The organism is Pantoea sp. JKS000250 (assembly GCF_003201065.1).
Classification (GTDB): Bacteria; Pseudomonadota; Gammaproteobacteria; order Enterobacterales; family Enterobacteriaceae; genus Pantoea; species Pantoea vagans.
Window position 1 is genome coordinate 182,059 of sequence record NZ_QICZ01000001.1, and the last position, 19,257, is coordinate 201,315.

The 19,257-nt window shown below is 55.6% G+C and carries 17 protein-coding genes; 8 read left to right on the top strand and 9 right to left on the bottom strand.

The window, feature by feature from the left end; all coding sequences use genetic code 11:
- Positions 1 to 4 precede the first annotated feature (4 nt).
- On the bottom strand, positions 5 to 889 hold the full coding sequence (locus BY447_RS01050) for an EamA family transporter (protein ID WP_110330269.1): 885 nt from the start codon (positions 887 to 889) through the stop codon (positions 5 to 7).
- Positions 886 to 2,082: an MFS transporter gene (locus BY447_RS01055; protein WP_110330270.1), complete on the bottom strand. Its 1,197-nt coding sequence runs from the start codon at positions 2,080 to 2,082 to the stop codon at positions 886 to 888. The genes BY447_RS01050 and BY447_RS01055 overlap by 4 nt, the downstream gene beginning before the upstream one ends.
- A 126-nt stretch (positions 2,083 to 2,208) precedes the next feature.
- Between BY447_RS01055 and BY447_RS01060 the strand changes: the two genes are divergently transcribed.
- The gene (locus BY447_RS01060; RefSeq protein ID WP_110330271.1) at positions 2,209 to 2,664 is read left to right on the top strand and encodes a winged helix-turn-helix transcriptional regulator; all 456 of its coding nucleotides are present in this window, start codon (positions 2,209 to 2,211) and stop codon (positions 2,662 to 2,664) included.
- A gap of 236 nt (positions 2,665 to 2,900) precedes the next feature.
- Positions 2,901 to 4,331 carry a purine-cytosine permease family protein gene (locus BY447_RS01065; RefSeq protein WP_110330272.1) on the top strand — a complete coding sequence of 477 codons (1,431 nt, stop codon included), beginning with the start codon at positions 2,901 to 2,903 and terminating at the stop codon, positions 4,329 to 4,331.
- A gap of 111 nt (positions 4,332 to 4,442) precedes the next feature.
- Here the strand turns inward: BY447_RS01065 and BY447_RS01070 are convergent, their stop codons facing one another.
- Both BY447_RS01070 and BY447_RS01075 read right to left on the bottom strand, forming a co-directional pair.
- Entirely contained in the window at positions 4,443 to 5,765 is a 1,323-nt protein-coding gene (locus BY447_RS01070) for an MFS transporter (protein WP_110330273.1), read from the bottom strand.
- A 190-nt stretch (positions 5,766 to 5,955) separates the two neighbouring features.
- Positions 5,956 to 6,960 carry a GT-D fold domain-containing glycosyltransferase gene (locus BY447_RS01075; protein WP_110330274.1) on the bottom strand — a complete coding sequence of 335 codons (1,005 nt, stop codon included), beginning with the start codon at positions 6,958 to 6,960 and terminating at the stop codon, positions 5,956 to 5,958.
- Positions 6,961 to 7,625: 665 nt separating this feature from the next.
- Between BY447_RS01075 and BY447_RS01080 the strand changes: the two genes are divergently transcribed.
- The gene (locus BY447_RS01080) at positions 7,626 to 9,983 is read left to right on the top strand and encodes a membrane-bound PQQ-dependent dehydrogenase, glucose/quinate/shikimate family (protein WP_110330275.1); all 2,358 of its coding nucleotides are present in this window, start codon (positions 7,626 to 7,628) and stop codon (positions 9,981 to 9,983) included.
- 255 nt (positions 9,984 to 10,238) lie between these two features.
- Here BY447_RS01080 and BY447_RS01085 read toward each other — a convergent pair whose 3' ends face one another.
- Positions 10,239 to 11,270, bottom strand: a complete 1,032-nt coding sequence (locus BY447_RS01085) for an NADP-dependent oxidoreductase (protein ID WP_033783094.1) — start codon at positions 11,268 to 11,270, stop codon at positions 10,239 to 10,241.
- A 231-nt stretch (positions 11,271 to 11,501) separates the two neighbouring features.
- Between BY447_RS01085 and BY447_RS01090 the strand changes: the two genes are divergently transcribed.
- Together BY447_RS01090 and BY447_RS01095 are read left to right on the top strand one after the other, a co-directional pair.
- A complete protein-coding gene (locus tag BY447_RS01090) occupies positions 11,502 to 11,900 on the top strand; it encodes a VOC family protein (RefSeq protein ID WP_072008957.1) in 399 nt (132 codons plus the stop codon).
- Complete coding sequence (locus tag BY447_RS01095; RefSeq protein WP_323859475.1) at positions 11,882 to 12,550, top strand: glutamate racemase; 669 nt, start codon at positions 11,882 to 11,884, stop codon at positions 12,548 to 12,550. The genes BY447_RS01090 and BY447_RS01095 overlap by 19 nt, the downstream gene beginning before the upstream one ends.
- On the opposite strand, the gene BY447_RS01100 is transcribed toward BY447_RS01095, so the two are convergent.
- Positions 12,543 to 13,292, bottom strand: a complete 750-nt coding sequence (locus tag BY447_RS01100; RefSeq protein ID WP_110330276.1) for a DeoR/GlpR family DNA-binding transcription regulator — start codon at positions 13,290 to 13,292, stop codon at positions 12,543 to 12,545. The two genes, BY447_RS01095 and BY447_RS01100, sit on opposite strands and share 8 nt — an antisense overlap.
- Before the next feature lie 83 nt (positions 13,293 to 13,375).
- Here BY447_RS01100 and BY447_RS01105 point away from each other — a divergent pair, with 83 nt between their 5' ends.
- Positions 13,376 to 13,960, top strand: coding sequence for an NUDIX domain-containing protein (locus BY447_RS01105; RefSeq protein WP_033783097.1), 585 nt, complete (start codon positions 13,376 to 13,378; stop codon positions 13,958 to 13,960).
- Positions 13,961 to 14,002: 42 nt separating this feature from the next.
- On the opposite strand, the gene BY447_RS01110 is transcribed toward BY447_RS01105, so the two are convergent.
- Complete coding sequence (locus BY447_RS01110; RefSeq protein ID WP_110330277.1) at positions 14,003 to 15,103, bottom strand: NADH:flavin oxidoreductase/NADH oxidase; 1,101 nt, start codon at positions 15,101 to 15,103, stop codon at positions 14,003 to 14,005.
- 180 nt (positions 15,104 to 15,283) lie between these two features.
- Positions 15,284 to 16,033, bottom strand: coding sequence for an SDR family oxidoreductase (locus BY447_RS01115; protein ID WP_110330278.1), 750 nt, complete (start codon positions 16,031 to 16,033; stop codon positions 15,284 to 15,286).
- 153 nt (positions 16,034 to 16,186) lie between these two features.
- Between BY447_RS01115 and BY447_RS01120 the strand changes: the two genes are divergently transcribed.
- Complete coding sequence (locus BY447_RS01120; protein ID WP_110330279.1) at positions 16,187 to 17,110, top strand: LysR family transcriptional regulator; 924 nt, start codon at positions 16,187 to 16,189, stop codon at positions 17,108 to 17,110.
- A 14-nt stretch (positions 17,111 to 17,124) separates the two neighbouring features.
- On the opposite strand, the gene uraH is transcribed toward BY447_RS01120, so the two are convergent.
- Complete coding sequence (gene uraH, locus BY447_RS01125; RefSeq protein ID WP_013357866.1) at positions 17,125 to 17,547, bottom strand: hydroxyisourate hydrolase; 423 nt, start codon at positions 17,545 to 17,547, stop codon at positions 17,125 to 17,127.
- A 369-nt stretch (positions 17,548 to 17,916) separates the two neighbouring features.
- Here uraH and BY447_RS01130 point away from each other — a divergent pair, with 369 nt between their 5' ends.
- On the top strand, positions 17,917 to 19,080 hold the full coding sequence (locus BY447_RS01130; protein WP_110330280.1) for a thioredoxin domain-containing protein: 1,164 nt from the start codon (positions 17,917 to 17,919) through the stop codon (positions 19,078 to 19,080).
- Positions 19,081 to 19,257: the final 177 nt, after the last annotated feature.

Consider the following 19,257-nt stretch of genomic DNA (forward strand, 5'->3'; position numbering starts at 1 on the left):
AACGTCAGCCGGTTCGGACGCCGATAAAGCGCACGATCCGCTGCCCATAAAGTCCCACCGCCAGCCCGGCGACGATCAGCACCAGCGCGACGATTTTCTGAGCTGAAACCGTTTCGCCAAATATCGCCACTGAGCCCAGAATGCCGAACACTGGCACCAGCAGCGACAGCGGCGCCACCGTGGAGACCGGATACTGTTTCAGCAGCCAGTTCCACACCCAGTAACCCAGCAGGGTGTTGGGATAGACCTGAAACAGTATCGATAACACCGCTTTCATATCCAGCTGCGTGAACAGCGCATGATAGCCCGTGCTGCCATTGACCAGCCCGTCCAGCAGGAAGAGCGGGATGGGTGCAAAGGCGCTCGACCAGACCAGAAACGCAAACACCTGCCGGGTCGCCGCTTTTTTGTTGATCATGTTAGCAATGCTCCAGGCGATCGCGCCTGCCAGCACCAGCAGCATGCCGAAGAACGTCACCGAGCCATCGGTAATAAAGAAAATGCTCAGCAGACCGGCGCAGGCCAGCAGACATCCGGCGACCTGATAGCGGCTGAGACGCTCTCTGAATACCCAGCCACCCAGCAGCAGGGTGAAAAAGGCACTGAACTGCAACAGCAGCGAAGCGATGCCCGCCGACAGCCCGGTTTTAATCCCCAGATTCACCAGCCCCCACAGACCGATTCCGAAGACCAGGCCGTAGCTGATCAGGTAGCGCCACGGCACGTCCGGTTTCCTGATAAAGAACAGTGCGGGCAGGGCGCAGAGCGTAAAGCGGATGCCCGCCAGGATAAAGGGATCGACCGCATGCAGCCCGAGTTTGATAACGGAAAAGTTTACGCCCCAGATGGCGGTGATCAGCACGGCGAGTAGCAGATGCGATAATTTCATGATTGACGTGCTCCATACCAGCAAAGAAAGGCTGAGGCGCTGACTGCGGCACCGGCATAGCAGACGGCATGCCATCCCCAGAGGGTGTAAAGCTGAGTCGCCACGATGGCCCCCAGCGCACTGCCCAGCGAGTAAAAGCACATGTACGCACCGACCAGACGACTGGCCGCTTCGGGGCGGGCAGTGACGAGCAGGCTCTGATTAATCACGTGCACTGTCTGAACAGCGAAATCGAGCAGGATCACCCCGAAAACCAGCAGCAGTAGCGAACTTTGAAGTGCGACTATCGGCAGCCAGGAGAGGGTCAGCAGCACCAGGGCTAAGCCGGTGGCACGCTGGCCCCATCCCCGGTCAGCCCAGGCGCCTGCTCTGGTGGCCGCCAGGGCACCGGCCAGGCCCGCCAGTCCGAACATCCCGGTCTGAGTGTGTGACAGTGACAGGGCGGTCAGCGGCAGCACCATTGAGGACCAGAGCATACTGAAGGCTGCGAAAATCAGCAGCGCCAGGATGCCACGTTTGCGCAGTTGGGGTTCTGAACGGAATAGCCGCAAAACTGACAGTAACAGCAGCGGGTAAGCGGTGCGCTGCGTCTGGCCGGTTGAGGCGGGCAGCACTTTTACGAGTACCAGCGAGATCAGCAGCATCAGGCAGGCGGCTGTCAGAAAGACCGCGCGCCAGCCCGCCAGATCGGCAATCATCCCTGAAACAAAGCGCGCCAGCAGGATGCCGATCACGATGCCGCTGGTCACGCTGCCGACCACCCGCCCGCGCTGCGCGGGCGATGCCAGCATGGCGGCCCAGGCCACCATCAGCTGTGTGACCACTGCCATCAACCCCACCAGCAGCATCGCGCCCAGCAGCGTCATAAGATCGGGCGCGAAAGCCGCGGCGGTTAATGCCAGCACGGAAAGCAGTAGCTGGATAACCACCAGTTTTTTGCGATTCACGCAGTCGCCCAGCGGCACCAGAAAAATTAGCCCGATGGCGTAACCGATCTGCGTGGCCGTCACCACAGCGCCAATGCTGCCGGGGGAAACATTCAGGCTGGCGGCTATCGATTCCAGCAATGGCTGCGCCGAGTAAACATTGGCGACTGCCAGCCCAGAGGTAAGTGAGAACAAAAATATCATCCGCGTCGACAGCGCGGCTGGCGGTGGATCGGCTTCCTGAACCTTGCATGTAGTCGTGGTCATGCTTACACCTTCTGGTTTTTATTTGAAACTGGATTGGCAATATCATTAACCAGGGTGGTTTTTTTTTGCAACTTCTTTTCCGGCTGGCTAAGCTGGCTTCATCAGACAGGCAAAGTGAGAGAAAACATGGCTAAGCAGGAATCCCTGAGAACCAGTGAGTGTCCGGTTGCCAGAACCCTGGAATCAATTGGGGAACGCTGGTGCATGATGATCGTGCGTGAAGCCTTTGATGACGTCCGCCGGTTCAGTGAGTTTCAGCGCAATCTGGGGCTGGCAAAAAATATCCTGGCGTCGCGCCTGAAGCAGCTGGTGGAGATGGGGGTATTTGAGATTGCGCCAGTCTCCGATGGCAGCGCCTATAACGAATATGTCCTGACTGAGAGAGGCCGTGCGCTGTTTCCGGTGGTAGTTGCTATGCGCCAGTGGGGCGAGCGCTATCTGTTTGAGAAGGGTGAGACGCACTCGGTGCTTCTGGATAATGCAGAAGGCAAGCCGCTGCCGCGCCTGGAGGTCTGTTCCTCAACGGGGCAAAAACTGGACCCGGCGGACTGTCATCGCCAGCGGGTAGTCGCTGAAGGTTAACTGTCAGAGGATTTACGCCTCTGCACTCTCTGAATCTGGCAGGCCTGACACTCCGCGCGATCCCGATCATCATTGTCAGCCTGTCGGTATCATCACATTTTCCAATGACAGGTTGTCTTGTAACTTGCCGATGCGCATGACATTCTCGCTGATTGTATAGACATGTATCTTCAACCCTGAACCGGGCACTTCACCTTTTCAGTTAATGCGTCTCTCACTGTTTCAGCGAGGAATCTATGTCGGTCAAAACATCTGTAGCAGATTATGCAGGCGCAGAGAAACAGCGTCTGTCAGAAACCCGTTCCATTGATTACATCCCGTTGCGCGAACGCCATGGCCATCCCTTTAGCCAGTTTACGCTCTGGTTTGGAGGCAACCTGCAGATCACGGCCATTGTCACGGGTGCGCTGGCCGTGGTGCTGGGTGGCGACGTTGTATGGTCGCTAATCGGCTTACTGGTGGGTCAGATTCTGGGTGCAGCGATCATGTCTTTGCATGCTATCCAGGGACCGCGCCTGGGTTTACCGCAGATGATCACCAGCCGTATGCAGTTTGGCGTCTTTGGTGCCGTTATTCCGCTGGTACTGGTTTGCATGATGTATGTGGGGTTTTCAGCCAGCGGGACAGTGTTAGCGGGACAGGCGCTGGCTAAACTTATCCATGTCAGCAATTCAGCCGGGATGATCCTGTTCAGCATCCTCATCGTGATCATTGCGGTGCTGGGCTATCGCGTCATACATCAGCTGGGGAAAGTAGCGAGCATTATCGGCGTTTTAGCCTTTGCTTATCTGTTCATCACGCTGTTCTCTGCGCATGACTTATCCGCCGTCTGGCAGAATAAGCACTTTACCGTGGCGAATTTCCTGCTGGCGGTCTCTCTTTCTTCGTCATGGCAGATTGCCTTCTGTCCCTACGTCTCGGACTATTCGCGCTATTTGCCAGCTGATGTCTCTGCAAAGAAACTGTTCAGCGCGGTCTTTTTCGGCACCGTGCTTGGTACGCAGGCTTCAATGACGCTGGGGGTGATCGTCGCGGCTATTGCCGGTAGTGCGTTTGCAGGTAATGAGGTGGGTTACATCGTGAGCATGGGCAGCACGGCGACTATGGCGATGGTGATTTATTTCGCAATTTGCTTTGGAAAAATCACCTTTACCACGCTGAATGCGTACGGCAGTTTTATGTCACTGACGACCATCGTATCTGGCTTCCGGCAGCAAACCACGCTGAGTCGGGGCGCACGCATTCTGTTTGTGGTGCTGATGGTGGCGCTGGCCTGCGTCATTGCTCTGCTCAGTGAACCGGCCTTCCTGAAATCCTTCACCCACTTCCTGCTCTTCCTGCTGGCTTTCTTTGTGCCCTGGAGCGCGATCAGCCTGACCGATTTCTATCTGATCACCAAAGGCAGGGTCGATGTCCCTGCGCTGTCTCAGCCGGATGGACGCTATGGACGCTGGAATCTGGCCGGTATCACCGTCTATTTCCTGGGGGTGGTGGTGCAACTGCCGTTTATTGATAATCCGCTGCACCATGGCTCGCTGACCTGGATTTTTGCCGGCAATGATGTCTCGTGGATCATCGGCTGGTTTGCGACGGCGCTGTTATGGCTATTCGCCAGCCGCTGGGATCGTCGTGGCAGACCTGAACAGTCAATCTATACCGCTATGTGAAAAGGTAAAAGCCGCCATGAAAGGCGGCTTTTGTTCCGGGTTGAATGTGTGATCGGCAGGGTGTCAGGCTAAGCCGCAATCCGTCATGCCAGGGAATCTTCCTGCCTGAGATTACGCCGCCGAAACATCCGCCGCGCCAGTCTGTGCTTCGGCCACCAGTGGCTTTTCTGGCTGCAGCAGCGTCATCGCCAGCATGCTACCGAAGGCGATGACTGCAGTGACGGTAAACATCGCGTTGTAACCGTAATATTCCGCCAGCCAGCCGCAGAGCATCGGAGAGATAATTGCCGCCAGGTTGGCTATGGCCAGCGTCATGCCGCTGTAGGTGCCGACCGACGCTTTCGGGGTGACATCAATCACTACCGACCAGTAGACATTATTCACCAGCGCATTCAGCGCATTGCCCAGCGTCATCAGTGCGATAATCCCGGCGGCCGACTGCACGTAGGGGATCGCCATAAAGCAGCAGGCGGTGCCGCACAGCGTGACCGCCGCAAACAGATTGCGCGCCAGCCGCAGGTTGTTGAAGCGGGCCAGCAGGGCATCGGCAATACGGCCGCCCAGCAGCACGGTGATGCAGGCGCCACTCCACGGGATCATGGCCACGTACCACAGCGAGTGCAGGTCATAATGGAAATTATCCTGCAGATACTTCGGCATCCAGGTCACCAGGGTAAAGGTGATGTAGAGGAAAGAGAAGTAGCCCAGCGCGTTGCAGACCAGCGTGCGGCTGGTAAAGAAGCGCCACCAGGGCAGGGAGACGCTGTCGCCTGCGCTGCGGCGCTGACCGCGCTGGATCAGTGTGCGTTCAGCGGTATTGGTGTGAGGGCTCTTTTCCGGGCTGTCGCTGAAGGTGCGGGCAAACAGCGCCATCGCCAGCAGGGAGAACACTCCGAGCAGGATAAACATCATGCGCCAGTCTTGGGTCAGCAGCAGCAGGCCAACCGCAATCGGGGCGGTCAGCAGCGCGCCAACCTGGGTTGAGAGCAGGCCAATGCCCAGCGCAAAGCCGCGCTCGTTGTCGGGTGCCCAGTGGGCAATCGCCTTGTTCATCAGCGCATAGGCCGGGCCTTCAGAAAAACCAAACAGGATGCGCAGGGCCGCAAAGCCCATAATGGCGGAGCCGCCAAACAGCGCCATGCCCAGTTCACCGGCCCAGGCGGTGGCGATCTCCAGCAACGACCAGAGCACACCAGCCAGCAGCCAGACTTTCTTCGTGCCAATCCGGTCGGCAAGGAAGCCGCCACACAGCGAACCAAACAGATAACCGAAGCCAAAGTAACCCAGCACCGCGCCGAGCTGGACTTTGCTGAAGTGGTATTCCGCCGCAATGGCGTTGGCCGCAAACGACAGGGCGCCGCGATCGATGTAGTTGATCAGGGCGATCAGGAACAGCAGTGAAAATATGGTGTAACGGTAACGGCTGGATGTCATCTCACGTCTCCTGATTAAGTTTCTCAGGAGAGCCGAAGCAAGATTAATGCCGGAAAAGAGGTTCATCCGGCAAAACCCGGGCTGACAGAGGCTGCGGGCTGCTGAGCCTGCGCTTAACGGGTTAACTGATCCCGCTAATTATTCGCCTGCGCATCAATGCGGTGCAGTCATTGCCTGCTGATGGTGAACCTCAGGCGGCGTTATGATGCGTGCTGCTGACGTGGGGCAGCGGGATAACCACCATTTCCGTTTCCGCCATGGTTTTATCCTGTGGCGTTTCGCCAACGTGCTGCAAAATCTGCCGCTGATATGTCGCATCAGCGACGGTTGTCTGTTCACTCAGCAGTACGCCCGCTTCATTAACATTTTTTCCTGCCACTTTTACTTTGCTGGTGGCACTGGCCAGCATCCACTCATATTCAATGTCGACATGGCCGCTATCAATACAGCGAATTCCGCGCTGACTTAAATCATACGCCAGCACGGTTGCCGTCGGGCCTAAAGAAATTAAGACCAGGTCAAAGTTGACTGCATTCGCTAATACCGTATCGAAGAGACGATCATAAACGGAAAAAGCATTACGGTTCAGCGTCGTAATGCGTTTAATTTCACTAGCCCCCTCCAGTAAATTATTGCCTAATCCCAGACGTGTGCCACTGCCTTCAACAATTAATATCCGGCGACCCTGGTAGAGCAGTTTAAATTTATCGAATATCGTTCTGGATAATTGTTTGCTTTTATAATCGTGATAAGGGCGTGTAACGGAGGTATTGCCATACTGGTACTGATGATTCAGCAGAGCATCATAATGTTTAAAGTAAAATGATTTATGGAAGAACCAGAACAGGGCCGATCCATTTTTCATATTGCGGGTGGTGCGAAAAGCATCTGGCAGGCAAATCAGACAGTTCGGGTTGTCCTGGGGCGCCTGCAGCAGCAGCGCCTTAAGCCTTGCCGACAGTTTTGGGTCAAAAGGCTGAAAACCAATGTTTTTATACCAGGTCATCTCCAGTTCCCCGTCGCCGTAACGGGCCAGTGATAATTGCGGTTTATGTAACAGCAGATCGATAGTTTCTTCTATCGACATGACGGAATAACGTTTAACCCGTGCCTGAGCGGCAGGATAGCGAATGGCCGCATTAATAAATTTAAACGGGAAACGAAACTTGCGGTAAATAGCATGAAGTGCGGACATAGTTAGCCTTGGGTTATTGCTGCCAGTGAAAAAACCGCCTGCTGGCCGGATAAATTTTTATAAGAGTGATGATATATATCACAGATAAAAGTCGGGTCGGGCTACGGAATATCTTAAAACGTTTTATTCAGCAGGATCCCTTTCATTATTAATCTATTCCTTGCTGAAGGCAGCGCTAAAAAATAATGGCAGAGCAAAGTCAATTGCCCGAGTTAATAATCTGAAAATCATTGAAACCGCATGAGCACTTATAACCGGACGGTTTAAAACAGCTGCGCACTAAGTTTTCTGATTTTAGCATTAAGAGTTGTTGCAGAACCGGGTTAATAAACCATTATGCTTATTTGACACTCGTTATCCCTGTCTGCTCACCCTTAAGCTGGCGTTCATGAAGCGCGGCCGGTCTGTTAATTATTCGCCTTTGAACAAAAGGTGCGATAACTCCCGGCCTATCGTTAATTTTTTGTGATGAATATCGCGTATTTGCCCCTTAGGAAAGTAAATAAAGCAGTCTCAGCGCCCCTGAAGTCGACATTTTTAATAAATATTTTTAATGGGTTACGCTTATACACGTTTTTACATATTTCTCACGTAAGTTAAGATCTCGTTGAATTTATGTTTCCAGTTTAACTTTCTGATGACCGCTAATGACCCGAGGATGGATCATGATAAATAAAATAACCAGTGTAATCATGGTGATATTTGCTATCGCCCTGATTTACATGGGAGGACAACTTCTGCTTGCAGGAGGCAGCGCGTTCTATGCGTTGATGGGGGTGGGCGTTCTGCTCAGCGCGATTCTGCTGATGATGAACAAACGCAGTGCACTGACGCTTTATGCGCTGCTGATGTGGATAACGCTGTTCTGGACGATCTGGGAAGTGGGCTTCGATAAGTGGCAGTGGATCCCGCGCGGCGACCTGTTTGGTGTGCTGGGCGTCTGGCTGGCTCTGCCGTGGGTGGTTCGTCCTCTCTATCAGGGACAGCGTCGCTTCCATCCTTTCCTTGGCGGCTCCGTGGTGCTGATGGTGCTGCTGGTGACTGGCCTCTGCTTCTACGATCCGCTGCCGCAACAGGGCACCATCAATACCCAACGTAACAGTTCCGCGACCGGCGGTGCTGCTGAAGAGTGGAACGCCTATGGCGGGACCACAGATGGCCAGCGCTTCTCGGCACTGAAGCAGATCACTAAAGATAACGTTAAAGATCTGGAAGTGGCCTGGACCTATCACACCGGCGATCTGCGTCAGGGTGATGATGCAACCGAGTACACCTTTGAAGCGACGCCGTTGAAAGCCAACGGCATGCTCTACCTCTGTACGCCGCACAACGAGGTTCATGCTCTTGACCCGGAAACCGGTGCGGTGAAGTGGAAAACAGCGCCGGATAAAAACCGCTCTTATCTGCAGCAGCACCAGACCTGCCGTGGCGTGAGCTACTTCGATGCCGGTCAGCAGGCGGAGCAGCAGACAGGCGCATCCCCGGCTATCTGCCGCAAACGTATCTTCAATGCGACCACCGATGCCCGCCTGCTGGCGCTGGATGCCGACACCGGCAAGCCCTGTGCTGAATTTGGTGACAACGGCGTGGTAAACCTGCGCGTCAACATGGGCGAGGTGCGTCCGCATGCGCTGATGCAGACTGCTGCACCACTGGTGGCAGGCAATCTGGTGATTGTTGGCGGTTCTGTGATGGATAACGGCTTCAACAGCGGCAACCCATCGGGTGTCATCCGTGCCTATGATGCCGTTACGGGTCGTCTGGTGTGGAACTTCGATCCGGCTAATCCGGATAACACCGCACCGGTCGCCGCAGGCGCAACCTATCCGCAGGATACCCCGGTCGCCTGGGCTACGCTGAGCGCCGACCTGAAAAACGGCCTGGTCTATGTGCCGTTTGGTAACGCCTCGCCGGATGAAATCGGCATTGAACGCGATCCTGCCAGCAATACCGAAAAATTCCGTGATGCGCTGGTGGCGCTGGATCTGAAAACCGGTGCGTTCAAATGGCGTTATCAGAGTTCGAACCACGACCTGTGGGATCGCGATAACCCGTCACAGCCGTCGCTGGTAGACATCAGCTATCAGGGCAAACCGCAACCGGCGGTGATCCTGCCGACCAAAACCGGCAACCTGTTTGTGCTGAACCGCCTGACCGGTGAGCCGGTTTACCCGGTAGAGCAGGTTAAGGTCTCTACCGATGGCATTAAGGGAGAGCAGTACGCGGCGACCCAGCCGGTCTCCAGCCTGAACTTCATTCCGCAGCCGCTGACTGAGAAGTCGATGTGGGGCATTACGCCGTTTGACCAGATGGCCTGCCGCACGACCTTCCGTGAACTGCGTTATGACGGTAACCCGTGGACGCCGCCAACCGAGAAAGGCTCGCTGATCTTCCCGGGCAATATCGGGGTGTTTAACTGGGGCTCCGTGGCGGTTGATCCACAGCGCCAGATGCTGATTGCGGCACCGGTGCGCCTGGCCTACAAGTACAACCTGATCAAGCGCACGCCGGAAACCGAAACTCAGCGTACCTTCACCAAAGATGGCACACCGTACTGGAATGAGAACTTCCACGGTGACTACGCTATCCACATCCAGCAGATGGCATCGGGGCTGGGTATTCCCTGCATCGCGCCACCGTGGGGACGGATGGTGGGTGTGGATCTGACCACCGGCAAAACCGAATGGCTGCGTCGCGTTGGCACCACCAAAAACCTCAAGACCAGCTTCCTGCCTGGCCGTTTCCCGCTCGGTTTCCCGATGGGGATGGTGGCGCACGGCGGACCGCTGCTGACAGCGGGTGACCTGGTGTTCCACGGCGCAACGGCAGATAACTTCTTCCGTGCTTACGACAGCACCACCGGTGAGCTGCTGTGGCAGACGGAACTGAGCGCGGGTGCACAGGCCACGCCATCAACCTTTATGGGCAAAGATGGTAAGCAGTATGTGGTGATTGCCGCAGGCGGCCATGGCTCGCTTGGCACCACGGCGGGCGACAGCGTTGTCGCGTTCCGTCTGAAGTAATTATGACCTGCTGAGCGCCGCCCTGGCGCTCAGCGTTATTACGCGCTCACCAGGCTAACTTTCGTGCGATATCACGTCTTCACTTTTTTCCTTCTGAATACATTTACTGCTAAACGTCGTCAGTGACAGGTGTGCCTGATTTGCTGGAGAGTCTTTGGGTTACGCGCGGGCCTGAGGCCAGAGAGGTCGTACTGCGGGGATAGGGATACTGCATTCAATGCAGCGTGCCACGTCAGTGACGTGGCACGCTAACCATTATGCGCCGACGTTCACCACGGTTTTACCGAAGTTTTTGCCATTCAGCATATCGATAAACGCCTGTGGTGCGTTCTCTAACCCTTCAATCATGTGCTCGCGATAGTGGATTTTTTTGCTCTCCACCATAGGACGCATCGCCTCCAGGAACTCTGGATAACGGTCACCGTAATCCTGGAAGATGATAAAGCCCTGCATACGGATACGGCGCTTCAGAATGCCCGCCATGATCAGTGAGGTTCTGTCCGGGCCTTCAGGCAGTTCACGCTGGCTGTAAGCGGAGACCAGGCCACAGACCGGTACACGCGCGGCAGTGTTAAGCAGCGGGAATACCGCATCAAACACTTTGCCACCCACATTTTCGAAATAGATATCGATGCCATCCGGGCAGGCGTTTTTCAGCTGCTCTTCAAAGTCGGCACTGTGGTGATCGAGGCAGGCATCAAAGCCCAGCGTATCGACCGCGTAACGGCATTTCTCTTCTCCGCCCGCGACACCGACGACACGACAGCCTTTCTGCTTACCTAACTGACCCACTGTTGCGCCTACCGGACCGGTTGCCGCGGCGACGACCAGGGTTTCACCCGCTTTCGGCTGACCGATATCCATCAGGCCCATATAGGCGGTAAAGCCTGGCATGCCGAGAATGCCCAGCGCCCATGACGGATGCGGCAGATCGTTGCCCAGCTTCGCAATTTCTTTGCCATCGGAGACGGCATATTCCTGCCAGCCACTCTGCGCCAGCACCCAGTCACCGGTTTTAAAGTTGCTGTTTTTCGATTCGACGACCTGACAGACAGTGCCACCGACCATTGGCTGATCCAGCTCTGCCGGCGCGGCGTAAGATTTACCGTCGTCCATCCGGCCACGCATGTAGGGATCGAGTGAGAGGTAGATAGTCTTCAGCAGCACTTCGCCTTCTTTGATTTCCGGGATGGGCTGCGCCACATGGCGGAAATTCTCTTTGGTCGGCTCACCGTGAGGGCGTGAAGCCAGTAACCAGGCATGGTTCTGGGTTGCTTGTTCAGTCATATTGTCTTCCTTTTATAGCCGGGCGATGCACTGGGCATTGCCATATGAATACCGGGAAAGTGTAGATGACTGCAGCGGGAATGCATTTAGCGCTGTGAGCGATAAGCGGATTTTGCGTCATTTGCAAATACGGTCGTTTGATGGAACTGCCTGGGCGGTTGTTAGCATCCAGGATCACAGGAAGCGCTGAAGAGTGTGATAAATACCAGTGAACTGAACAGGGAGAGAACCATGACTACTCAGCATTTGCGTATTGCCCGACCTGTGACTGATCTGAAACAAAGCAGTCAGATCTATTGCCACGGGCTGGGGTTGCAGGAAATCGGTGAGTTTACCGATCATCAGGGTTTTAGTGGTGTGATGCTGGGCGCGGAAGGATTGGGCTGGCATCTCGAATTCACACTCTGTCATACCCATCCCGTCCGGCCATCGCCAACGGAAGACGATCTGCTGGTGCTTTACATTCCCCACCAGCCAGACTGGCTGTTTCGTTGTACCTGTATGGATGACGCAGGCTTCCAAAGGGTGCCATCCTTTAATCCTTACTGGGATCAGCGGGGCGTGACATTTATCGACAAGGATGGTTATCGTGTCGTTATCCAGCATGGCTTGTGGCAACCCACACGCTGACCCTGCATACATCAGAAAAGGAACTCACCCTGAATATTCTTTGCTTCCACACCGCTGCCAGCAATATCGCGATCTTTGATGATGCCGCCAGCGGACTTAAGCGTGACAGCTCGCCGCTAAATCACCTGGTGATGCCTTCGCTGCTGGCCGAGGCGGAACGCAGCGGCGGGATGACGGCGGAGTTACGCTGCCGTATCGCGCAACTGATCAAAGCAATGCTGCCGCAGTTTGATGCCGTACTGATTACCTGTTCCACGCTGGGACCGGTTGCCGATGATTTCTCCGTGCAGGATCGGGTCATGCGCACCGACGGCATGTTAGCGGCGGCATTGCGGCGTCATACGGGGCCGAGGGTGGCGCTCTGTGCGGCAGAATCAACGCTGGCGGCGACGCGGGCGCTTTTCTGCCAGCCCGGCAGCCAGACAGAGGTTGCGCTAGTGGAGGACGCATGGGCGGCGTTTAAAGCGGGGGAGACAACACGCTATTTTGCCCTGATCGCGGCAGCCGCAGAGCAGGCGTATCAGCAGGGCGCCGTTGCGGTGGCCCTGGCGCAAAGCTCAATGACGCCGGTTGCCCAAAAGTTTCCCGCGCCCCGACGACCACTGACCGGCCCGCATCTGGCTTTGCAGGCCTGCTACGATCTCAGATGATCGTTACGCTATGCTGGCTCAGCGCCTGTTGCAGCGCGTCGTCCGGCTGCGTTTCTACAACCAGCGTGCTGGCCAGCGACAAGTCGCCAATGGCAAACGCTGAGGCGGAATTCAGCTTTTCGGCTGACGCCAGCACCACGGTTTCGGCTGCACGTCCTGCCAGCGCACGCTTCACCGTCGCCTCTTCGAAATTGCCGGTAGTCAGTCCGGCAGCCGGATGCACACCGGTAACGCCCATAAAAAAGAGATCGGCATTAATGCGATTGATCGACTCCAGCATCGCCGCGCCCACGGTCACCACTGAATGCTTATAGAGCTGTCCGCCAACCAGTATGATCTCCACCAGTGGATGATCGGCTAATGCCAGCGCCACGCTGGGACTGTGGGTGACGGCGGTAAAGCTCAGCGTTGCAGGTAACTGTCGCACCAGTTCCGCGCTGGTGGTCCCGCCATCAATCAGTACGATCTGTCCCGGCTGGATCAGCGAAACCGCCTTTTGGGCAATGGCCTGCTTTGACGCAGTCTGCACGCTTTTGCGTGTTTCAAAAGTGCCCAGCGCAGCGGAAACCGGCAGCGCACCGCCATGCACCCGCTGCAATAAACCTTCCGCTGCCAGCTCACGCAGGTCACGGCGGATAGAGTCCTCAGAGAGGTTGAAGCGCTGGCTGAGGTCGCGCGACTGCACCTGTTTTTCCTGAGCGAGCAGGGCAAGGATTTTCTGTTTACGCTGGCTGGATAGCATCTCTTTCCTTTGCGTGTTTTTTCTTGAATGTGCACGATTTTGCATGATAGCGTGTGGGCTGTCTACTTATCCTGGAGAGCACCATGCAGCAGAACCAATCCCGTGTGCGCATCATCAGTGAGCAGTTGCTGTCAGATAACTGGTATACCCTGAAGAAATATACCTTCTCGCTGCTGCGCCGTGATGGCCAGTGGCAGGAGCAGAGCCGTGAAGCGTATGACCGGGGCAACGGCGCGGTCATCCTGCTCTACAACCGTGACAAACGCACGGTAGTGCTGACCCGTCAGTTTCGCTTTCCGGTTTTCCTCAACGGGCATGATGGATTTCTGATTGAAGCGGCCGCGGGCCTGCTGGATAACGCCTCGCCGGAAGCGCGCATTGTTGCTGAAGCGGAAGAGGAGACGGGTTTTCGCGTCAGCCGCGTTGAGAAGGTGTTTGAAGCCTTTATGAGCCCCGGTTCGGTGACGGAGAAGCTCTACTTCTTTATTGCTGAGTATGACGACCAGCAGCGCAGCGGTGAAGGCGGCGGAATAGCGGAAGAGGGTGAAGATATCGAGGTGCTGGAGATCGGTTTCGACCAGGCGTTGCAGGCGATTGACCAGGGTGAGATTGTGGATGCGAAAACCATCATGCTGCTGCAGCATCTGCGACTCAAAGGCATTTTATAAGAAAGCGGGCAGAGCGCCATCTATGCGTTCTGCCCGTAAAGCTTACTGATCCTGCGTCAGAATGCCTTTAACATCGTGCGGTTCAGAGCGCAGATACTGCGGCGGAACCTGAACTTTACCTTCCAGCACAGCCGCGGCGTGCCATGGCCAGCGTGGATCGTAGAGAATACCGCGCGCCAGAGCGACCAGATCGGCATCTCCCTGCTGAAGCACACCCTCCGCCTGCTGCGGTTCCGTAATCAGGCCAACCGCAATCACCGGAATCAACACCTGTTCGCGGATATCGCGAGAGAATGGCACCTGATAGTTTGGCCCGACGCTGATTTTCTGATCTTCCGACAGACCCCCACTTGAGACGTGGATATAAGCGCAGTTCAGCGCTTCCAGTTCACGTGAGAAAGCGATCGACTGCTTAATTTCCCAGCCGCCTTCAACCCAGTCCGTAGCGGAAATGCGCACGCCTACCGGCACAGACGCGGGTACGGCTTCACGGACGGCTTTGAACACCTCAAGCGGGAAGCGCATACGGTTTTCCAGCGAACCACCATATTCGTCACTGCGCTGATTCGACAGCGGCGACAGGAACTGATGCAGCAGATAGCCGTGTGCGGCATGGACTTCGATCAGCTCGATGCCCAGGCGTACCGCGCGATGGGCGCTGTCGACAAAGGCTTGTTTTACCCGCTGCAGATCGTCAATGCTCATCGCCAGCGGTTTCACTTCACCCTCGCTGTAGCTCACAGCTGACGGCGCCACGGTCTGCCAGCCACCGGCATCCGGCGCAATCTGCTTACCGCCTTCCCAGGGCACGGCGCACGACGCTTTGCGGCCCGCATGGCCCAGCTGAATACCCACCGGAATAGAGGAGTAGCGGCGCACATCTTCCAGCACCGTTTTCAGCGCAGCTTCATTGTCATCATTCCATAAGCCCAAATCGCCGGGGGAGATACGACCAATGTCCTCGACGGCAGTGGCTTCGATAATCATCAGACCCGCGCCGGAAAACGAGAGCTGACCAAGATGGATACGGTGCCAGGCAGTGGCATTACCCGCTTCAGCGGAGTACTGGCACATCGGCGCAATCACAATGCGGTTATCCAGCGTAAGTTCGCCCAGTGAGACAGAAGAAAAAAGTTGGCTCATGTTATCTCCATGGTGTTATGACGGACGTGACAGGCAATAACTATAGCGGGGGATTGACCGGGCGGGATGATTGCAACGTGACTTTTTATGACTGCGGCTGGGCTTAGCTGAGTACACCGCTGCGCTTAGCCGGTGGGATGCAGACCCCGCTGCCGTCGCAACAGGATCTGTTATCAGCACTCAGACCTGCGCCATTCCGCCATCGACAAACAGCTCTGTCGCATTGATAAAGCTGGCGGCATCTGACGCGAGAAAAGCAACGGTTCTGGCCACTTCCTGCGGTTCTCCCAGTCGGCCAAGCGGTATCTGCGCGGCCAGCGCATCAAACAAGCCCTGACGCTGATCTTCACTGACCAGACCACCCAGCCCCGGCGTGCGGATCGGGCCGGGACTAACGACATTAACCCGGATGCCGCGATCTTTCAGATCCAGCGCCCACGAACGGGCAAAGTTACGCACCGCCGCTTTACTGGCACTGTATACGCTAAAGGCCGCTGTACCCTGTGAAGCAGCGGTTGATCCGGTCAGAATGACTGACGCGCCATCAACCAGCAGAGGCAGGGCTTTCTGCACAGTAAAGAGCACGCCGCGCACGTTGGTGCCAAAGATCCGATCAACGTGCTCTTCAGTAATCGCGCCCAGCGGCAGCATGTCGCCGCCTCCGGCGTTGGCGAACAGAATATCCAGCCGTCCGGCCTGCGCCGCAATGCGGGAGTAAACGTTGTCGAGATTGTGCAATTGAGAGGCATCGGCCCGGATACCGCTGACGGTTCCGCCGATTTCAGCGACCGCAGCATCCAGTTCCGCCTGACGCCGGCCGGTAATAAACACCTGCGCGCCCTGTGCCGCCAGTTCCCGTGCGGTGGCCAGGCCAATTCCGCTGGTTCCGCCTGTTACCAGCGCAATTTTTCCTGCAAGTGATGCGTTCATTAGCGTTTCTCCGAATGGTGGCATTAACAGATTTATCTCTTCCCGGTCAGCGGGGCTGCCGGACTGATGGCTACTGTAAAAGAGCAGGATTGACGGATAAATCCGCAAAAATGAAAATGACTATCCATGCTGGTGGATAATAGGGGGACGTGAATGGATCAGCTGCTGGCGATTAAAGCTTTTTCACGGGTAGTGGAAAGCGGCAGTTTTACCCGCGCGGCGGACTCGCTGAACATGCCGAAAGCCACGCTGAGCAAGCTGGTTCAGCAGCTGGAAGCGCATCTCTCCGTCAGGCTCCTGCAGCGCACGACCCGACGCGTGACCGTTACCGCGGAGGGGCGGGAATACTATGAGAAGGCACTGCGTATCCTGCACGATCTGGAGGATATCGATGCCTGTTTCAATGTGCTGCGCAGTAAGCCGCGCGGGCATTTACGCGTTGATATAGGCGGCTCGACCGCGCGGGATATCCTGATCCCGCTGTTGCCTGACTTCTTTGCCCGCTATCCGGACATTACGCTCGACCTTGGCGTCTCTGATCGTCCGGTTAACCTGATTAGCGATAACGTTGACTGTGTGATCCGTGGCGGTCCCCTGGCTGACTCTTCACTGGTCGCCCGACTGATTGGTCACGCCACGCTGATCACCTGCGCGACACCCGCCTATCTGAAAGCGTCTGGCGTGCCTGCCTATCCTGATGAACTGCGTAACGGGCACCGGCTGGTGAGTTACCTTTCGCCGCAAACCGGCAAGCCATTTCCGCTACGGTTCGAACGGCAGGGAGAAAAAGTTGAGATCACCAGTGCGCATCGCATTGGCGTCAATGAGAGTAACGGGCATCTGGCCGCGGGACTGGCAGGGCTGGGGATTATTCAGACGTTCAGCTATTCGCTGTCATCGATTCTGCGGCGGGGTGAGATGGTGGAGATCCTGCGCGACTGGCGTCCCGCGGGCTATCCGTTTCATCTGGTCTATCCGCAAAACCGGCACGTGACGCAACGGTTACGGGTCTTCATTGACTGGCTGGTGGCCAGTTTTCCGGAACGTGTCGCGGGAGAGGGGGAATCCGGCACCTGAGTGCCGGACGGTCATCAGTTGCCGCGATAGGTGGAGTAACCAAACGGGCTCAGCAGTAACGGAATGTGGTAGTGCTCACCGTTCGCTTCCATGTTGAACTCAACCGGGATCTCCGGGAAGAAGGTCTTCTGGTTGCTCTTTTTATAGAAGTCACCGGTTTTAAATACGACGCGGTAGCTGCCTGCGCTGGCCGTTTTGTCCTGCGGGAACAGGGCGCTGATACGACCGTTGTTATCGGTGACGCCTGACGCCAGCTTCACCCAGTTATCCTGCTGTTTCTGATCCAGTTCAACTTCAATACCGGCTGTTGGCTGGCCTGTCTGCAGATTAAGAACGTGCACGCTCAGCGGGTTTTTCGCGGTAGCCGGCTGGGCTGCGAGAGCGGATGCGCCAGAGGTCATCAGTAATGTAGCAATCAAAGCATATGAAGTTTTCATCAATGTTTCCTTTATTGACTGTTTGAGGTCGGGTGACAGTGCTGAGAGAGTAATGTGCCTGAGGTCAAAGGGATAATTCGTCGAGGGAAATGTGAAATTTCTGAGAGAGGGATGTGACTTTAGTTACATCATACAGGCACTCTTTCAATATATTGTTCAGCATCAATGCGGTTATAGCTCACCACGAAAAAGGGGCTCCAGGTTAAATTTCCCTTACATCCCGCAAAGAAAGCAGGGCGACATCAGGCTTAAATCGGTTTTATATGACGTAAGTCAATGAGTTACAGAACCCACTAATGAAAATACCCAGCGCGGCGCTGCCGAAGTCGCCATCACACGTGAGCAATCCCACCTTCAGGACGACAACCAATGAGAATGAATAAACTGGCGCTGGCCATGATGTTACTGGCTGGTGCTACCAGCGTTTCGACGGCAATGGCGGCAGAATCAACGGCTGCTGGTCCCGCTGTGAATACCCTTAACCAGCCGGATCAGCAGCCAGCCAGTTCTGAAGCGCCAGCCGTTACAGCAACTCATGAGGCATCGCAGCAAGCGGATGATTCTGTGGCGACAACGCCATCCAATCCGGGTTCGGCAGAGCAGCCATCTGTTGCGGCTGTGCCAGAAGCCAGTGCCGCTCCGGTATCGCAGGAAGCTGCGGCTTCTGCGCCGGTTCAGCCACAGCCTGAGATCGATCAGCCTTCACCGGTTGTTAATCCGTCTGCTGAGGCCGCTTGCGTGGCAGAAAAGAGTGAGCCACAGCCAGCAGTAACCGATAGGAATGCCACACAAAAATTCTCGCAGACGCCAGTTGCTGAACCACCGTTTACGCCAGAACAGGAAGCGCGTATTGGTGAGCTGGCGAAAGCTTATCTGTTGAAGCATCCTGAATTACTGATTGAAGTGGATCAGAAACTGCAAAAAATACAGTATGATGAGCAAATGAAAGCGATGACCACAGCAGCCATACAGCATCAGGACGAACTGCTGAATGATAATACCGTGCCTGCTATCGGGCCGGAGGGCGCAAAAGTCGCGGTAATAGAATTTTTCGACTATCAATGCAGCGTCTGTGCCCGACAGGCGCCCATCATTCAATCGCTGATGAAAAATAATCCTCAGGTACGCTTTATCTTCAAAGAGTGGCCCATTTTTGGTTATCGCTGGAAACCCTCTTTCCAGGCGGCCGAAACCGGATTACGAATCTGGCAGCAAAAGGGCGGCGATGCCTATATGAAGTACCACAATGCGCTTTTTGCCAGTGGTCATGTCGAGGGCGCGCTGACACAGAAAGATATCACCAAGGCAGTGTCTGCAGCCGGTGCCGGTAAGTTAAAAAGCAATGATATGCTCGGCACATTGTCCCGCACGGATATCCTGGCGAAAAATACCGGTTTTCAGGGAACGCCAGCAATGATTGTTATGCCTCTGTCAGGTGCGACTGCAGAGACGGTGACGATTTACCCAGGCGGTGCGATGGAAGAGATGTTGCAGTCGGCGATTAATAAAGCCCTGGGGCAGGCAGGAAAATAAATCGATGTCTACAACAGGGTGCCGGAAGGACGATGATAATCCTTCCGGCTTTTTTTATTTTTTGTCTCATTCTGACTGAGAAAACCTGCGTTTTTTGGCGTCATTGACAGATCGCAGCCAATGCATCCCCTTAATATCTTTGTGCATCCCTGGATTGCTGACACAAGCGTCTGTATT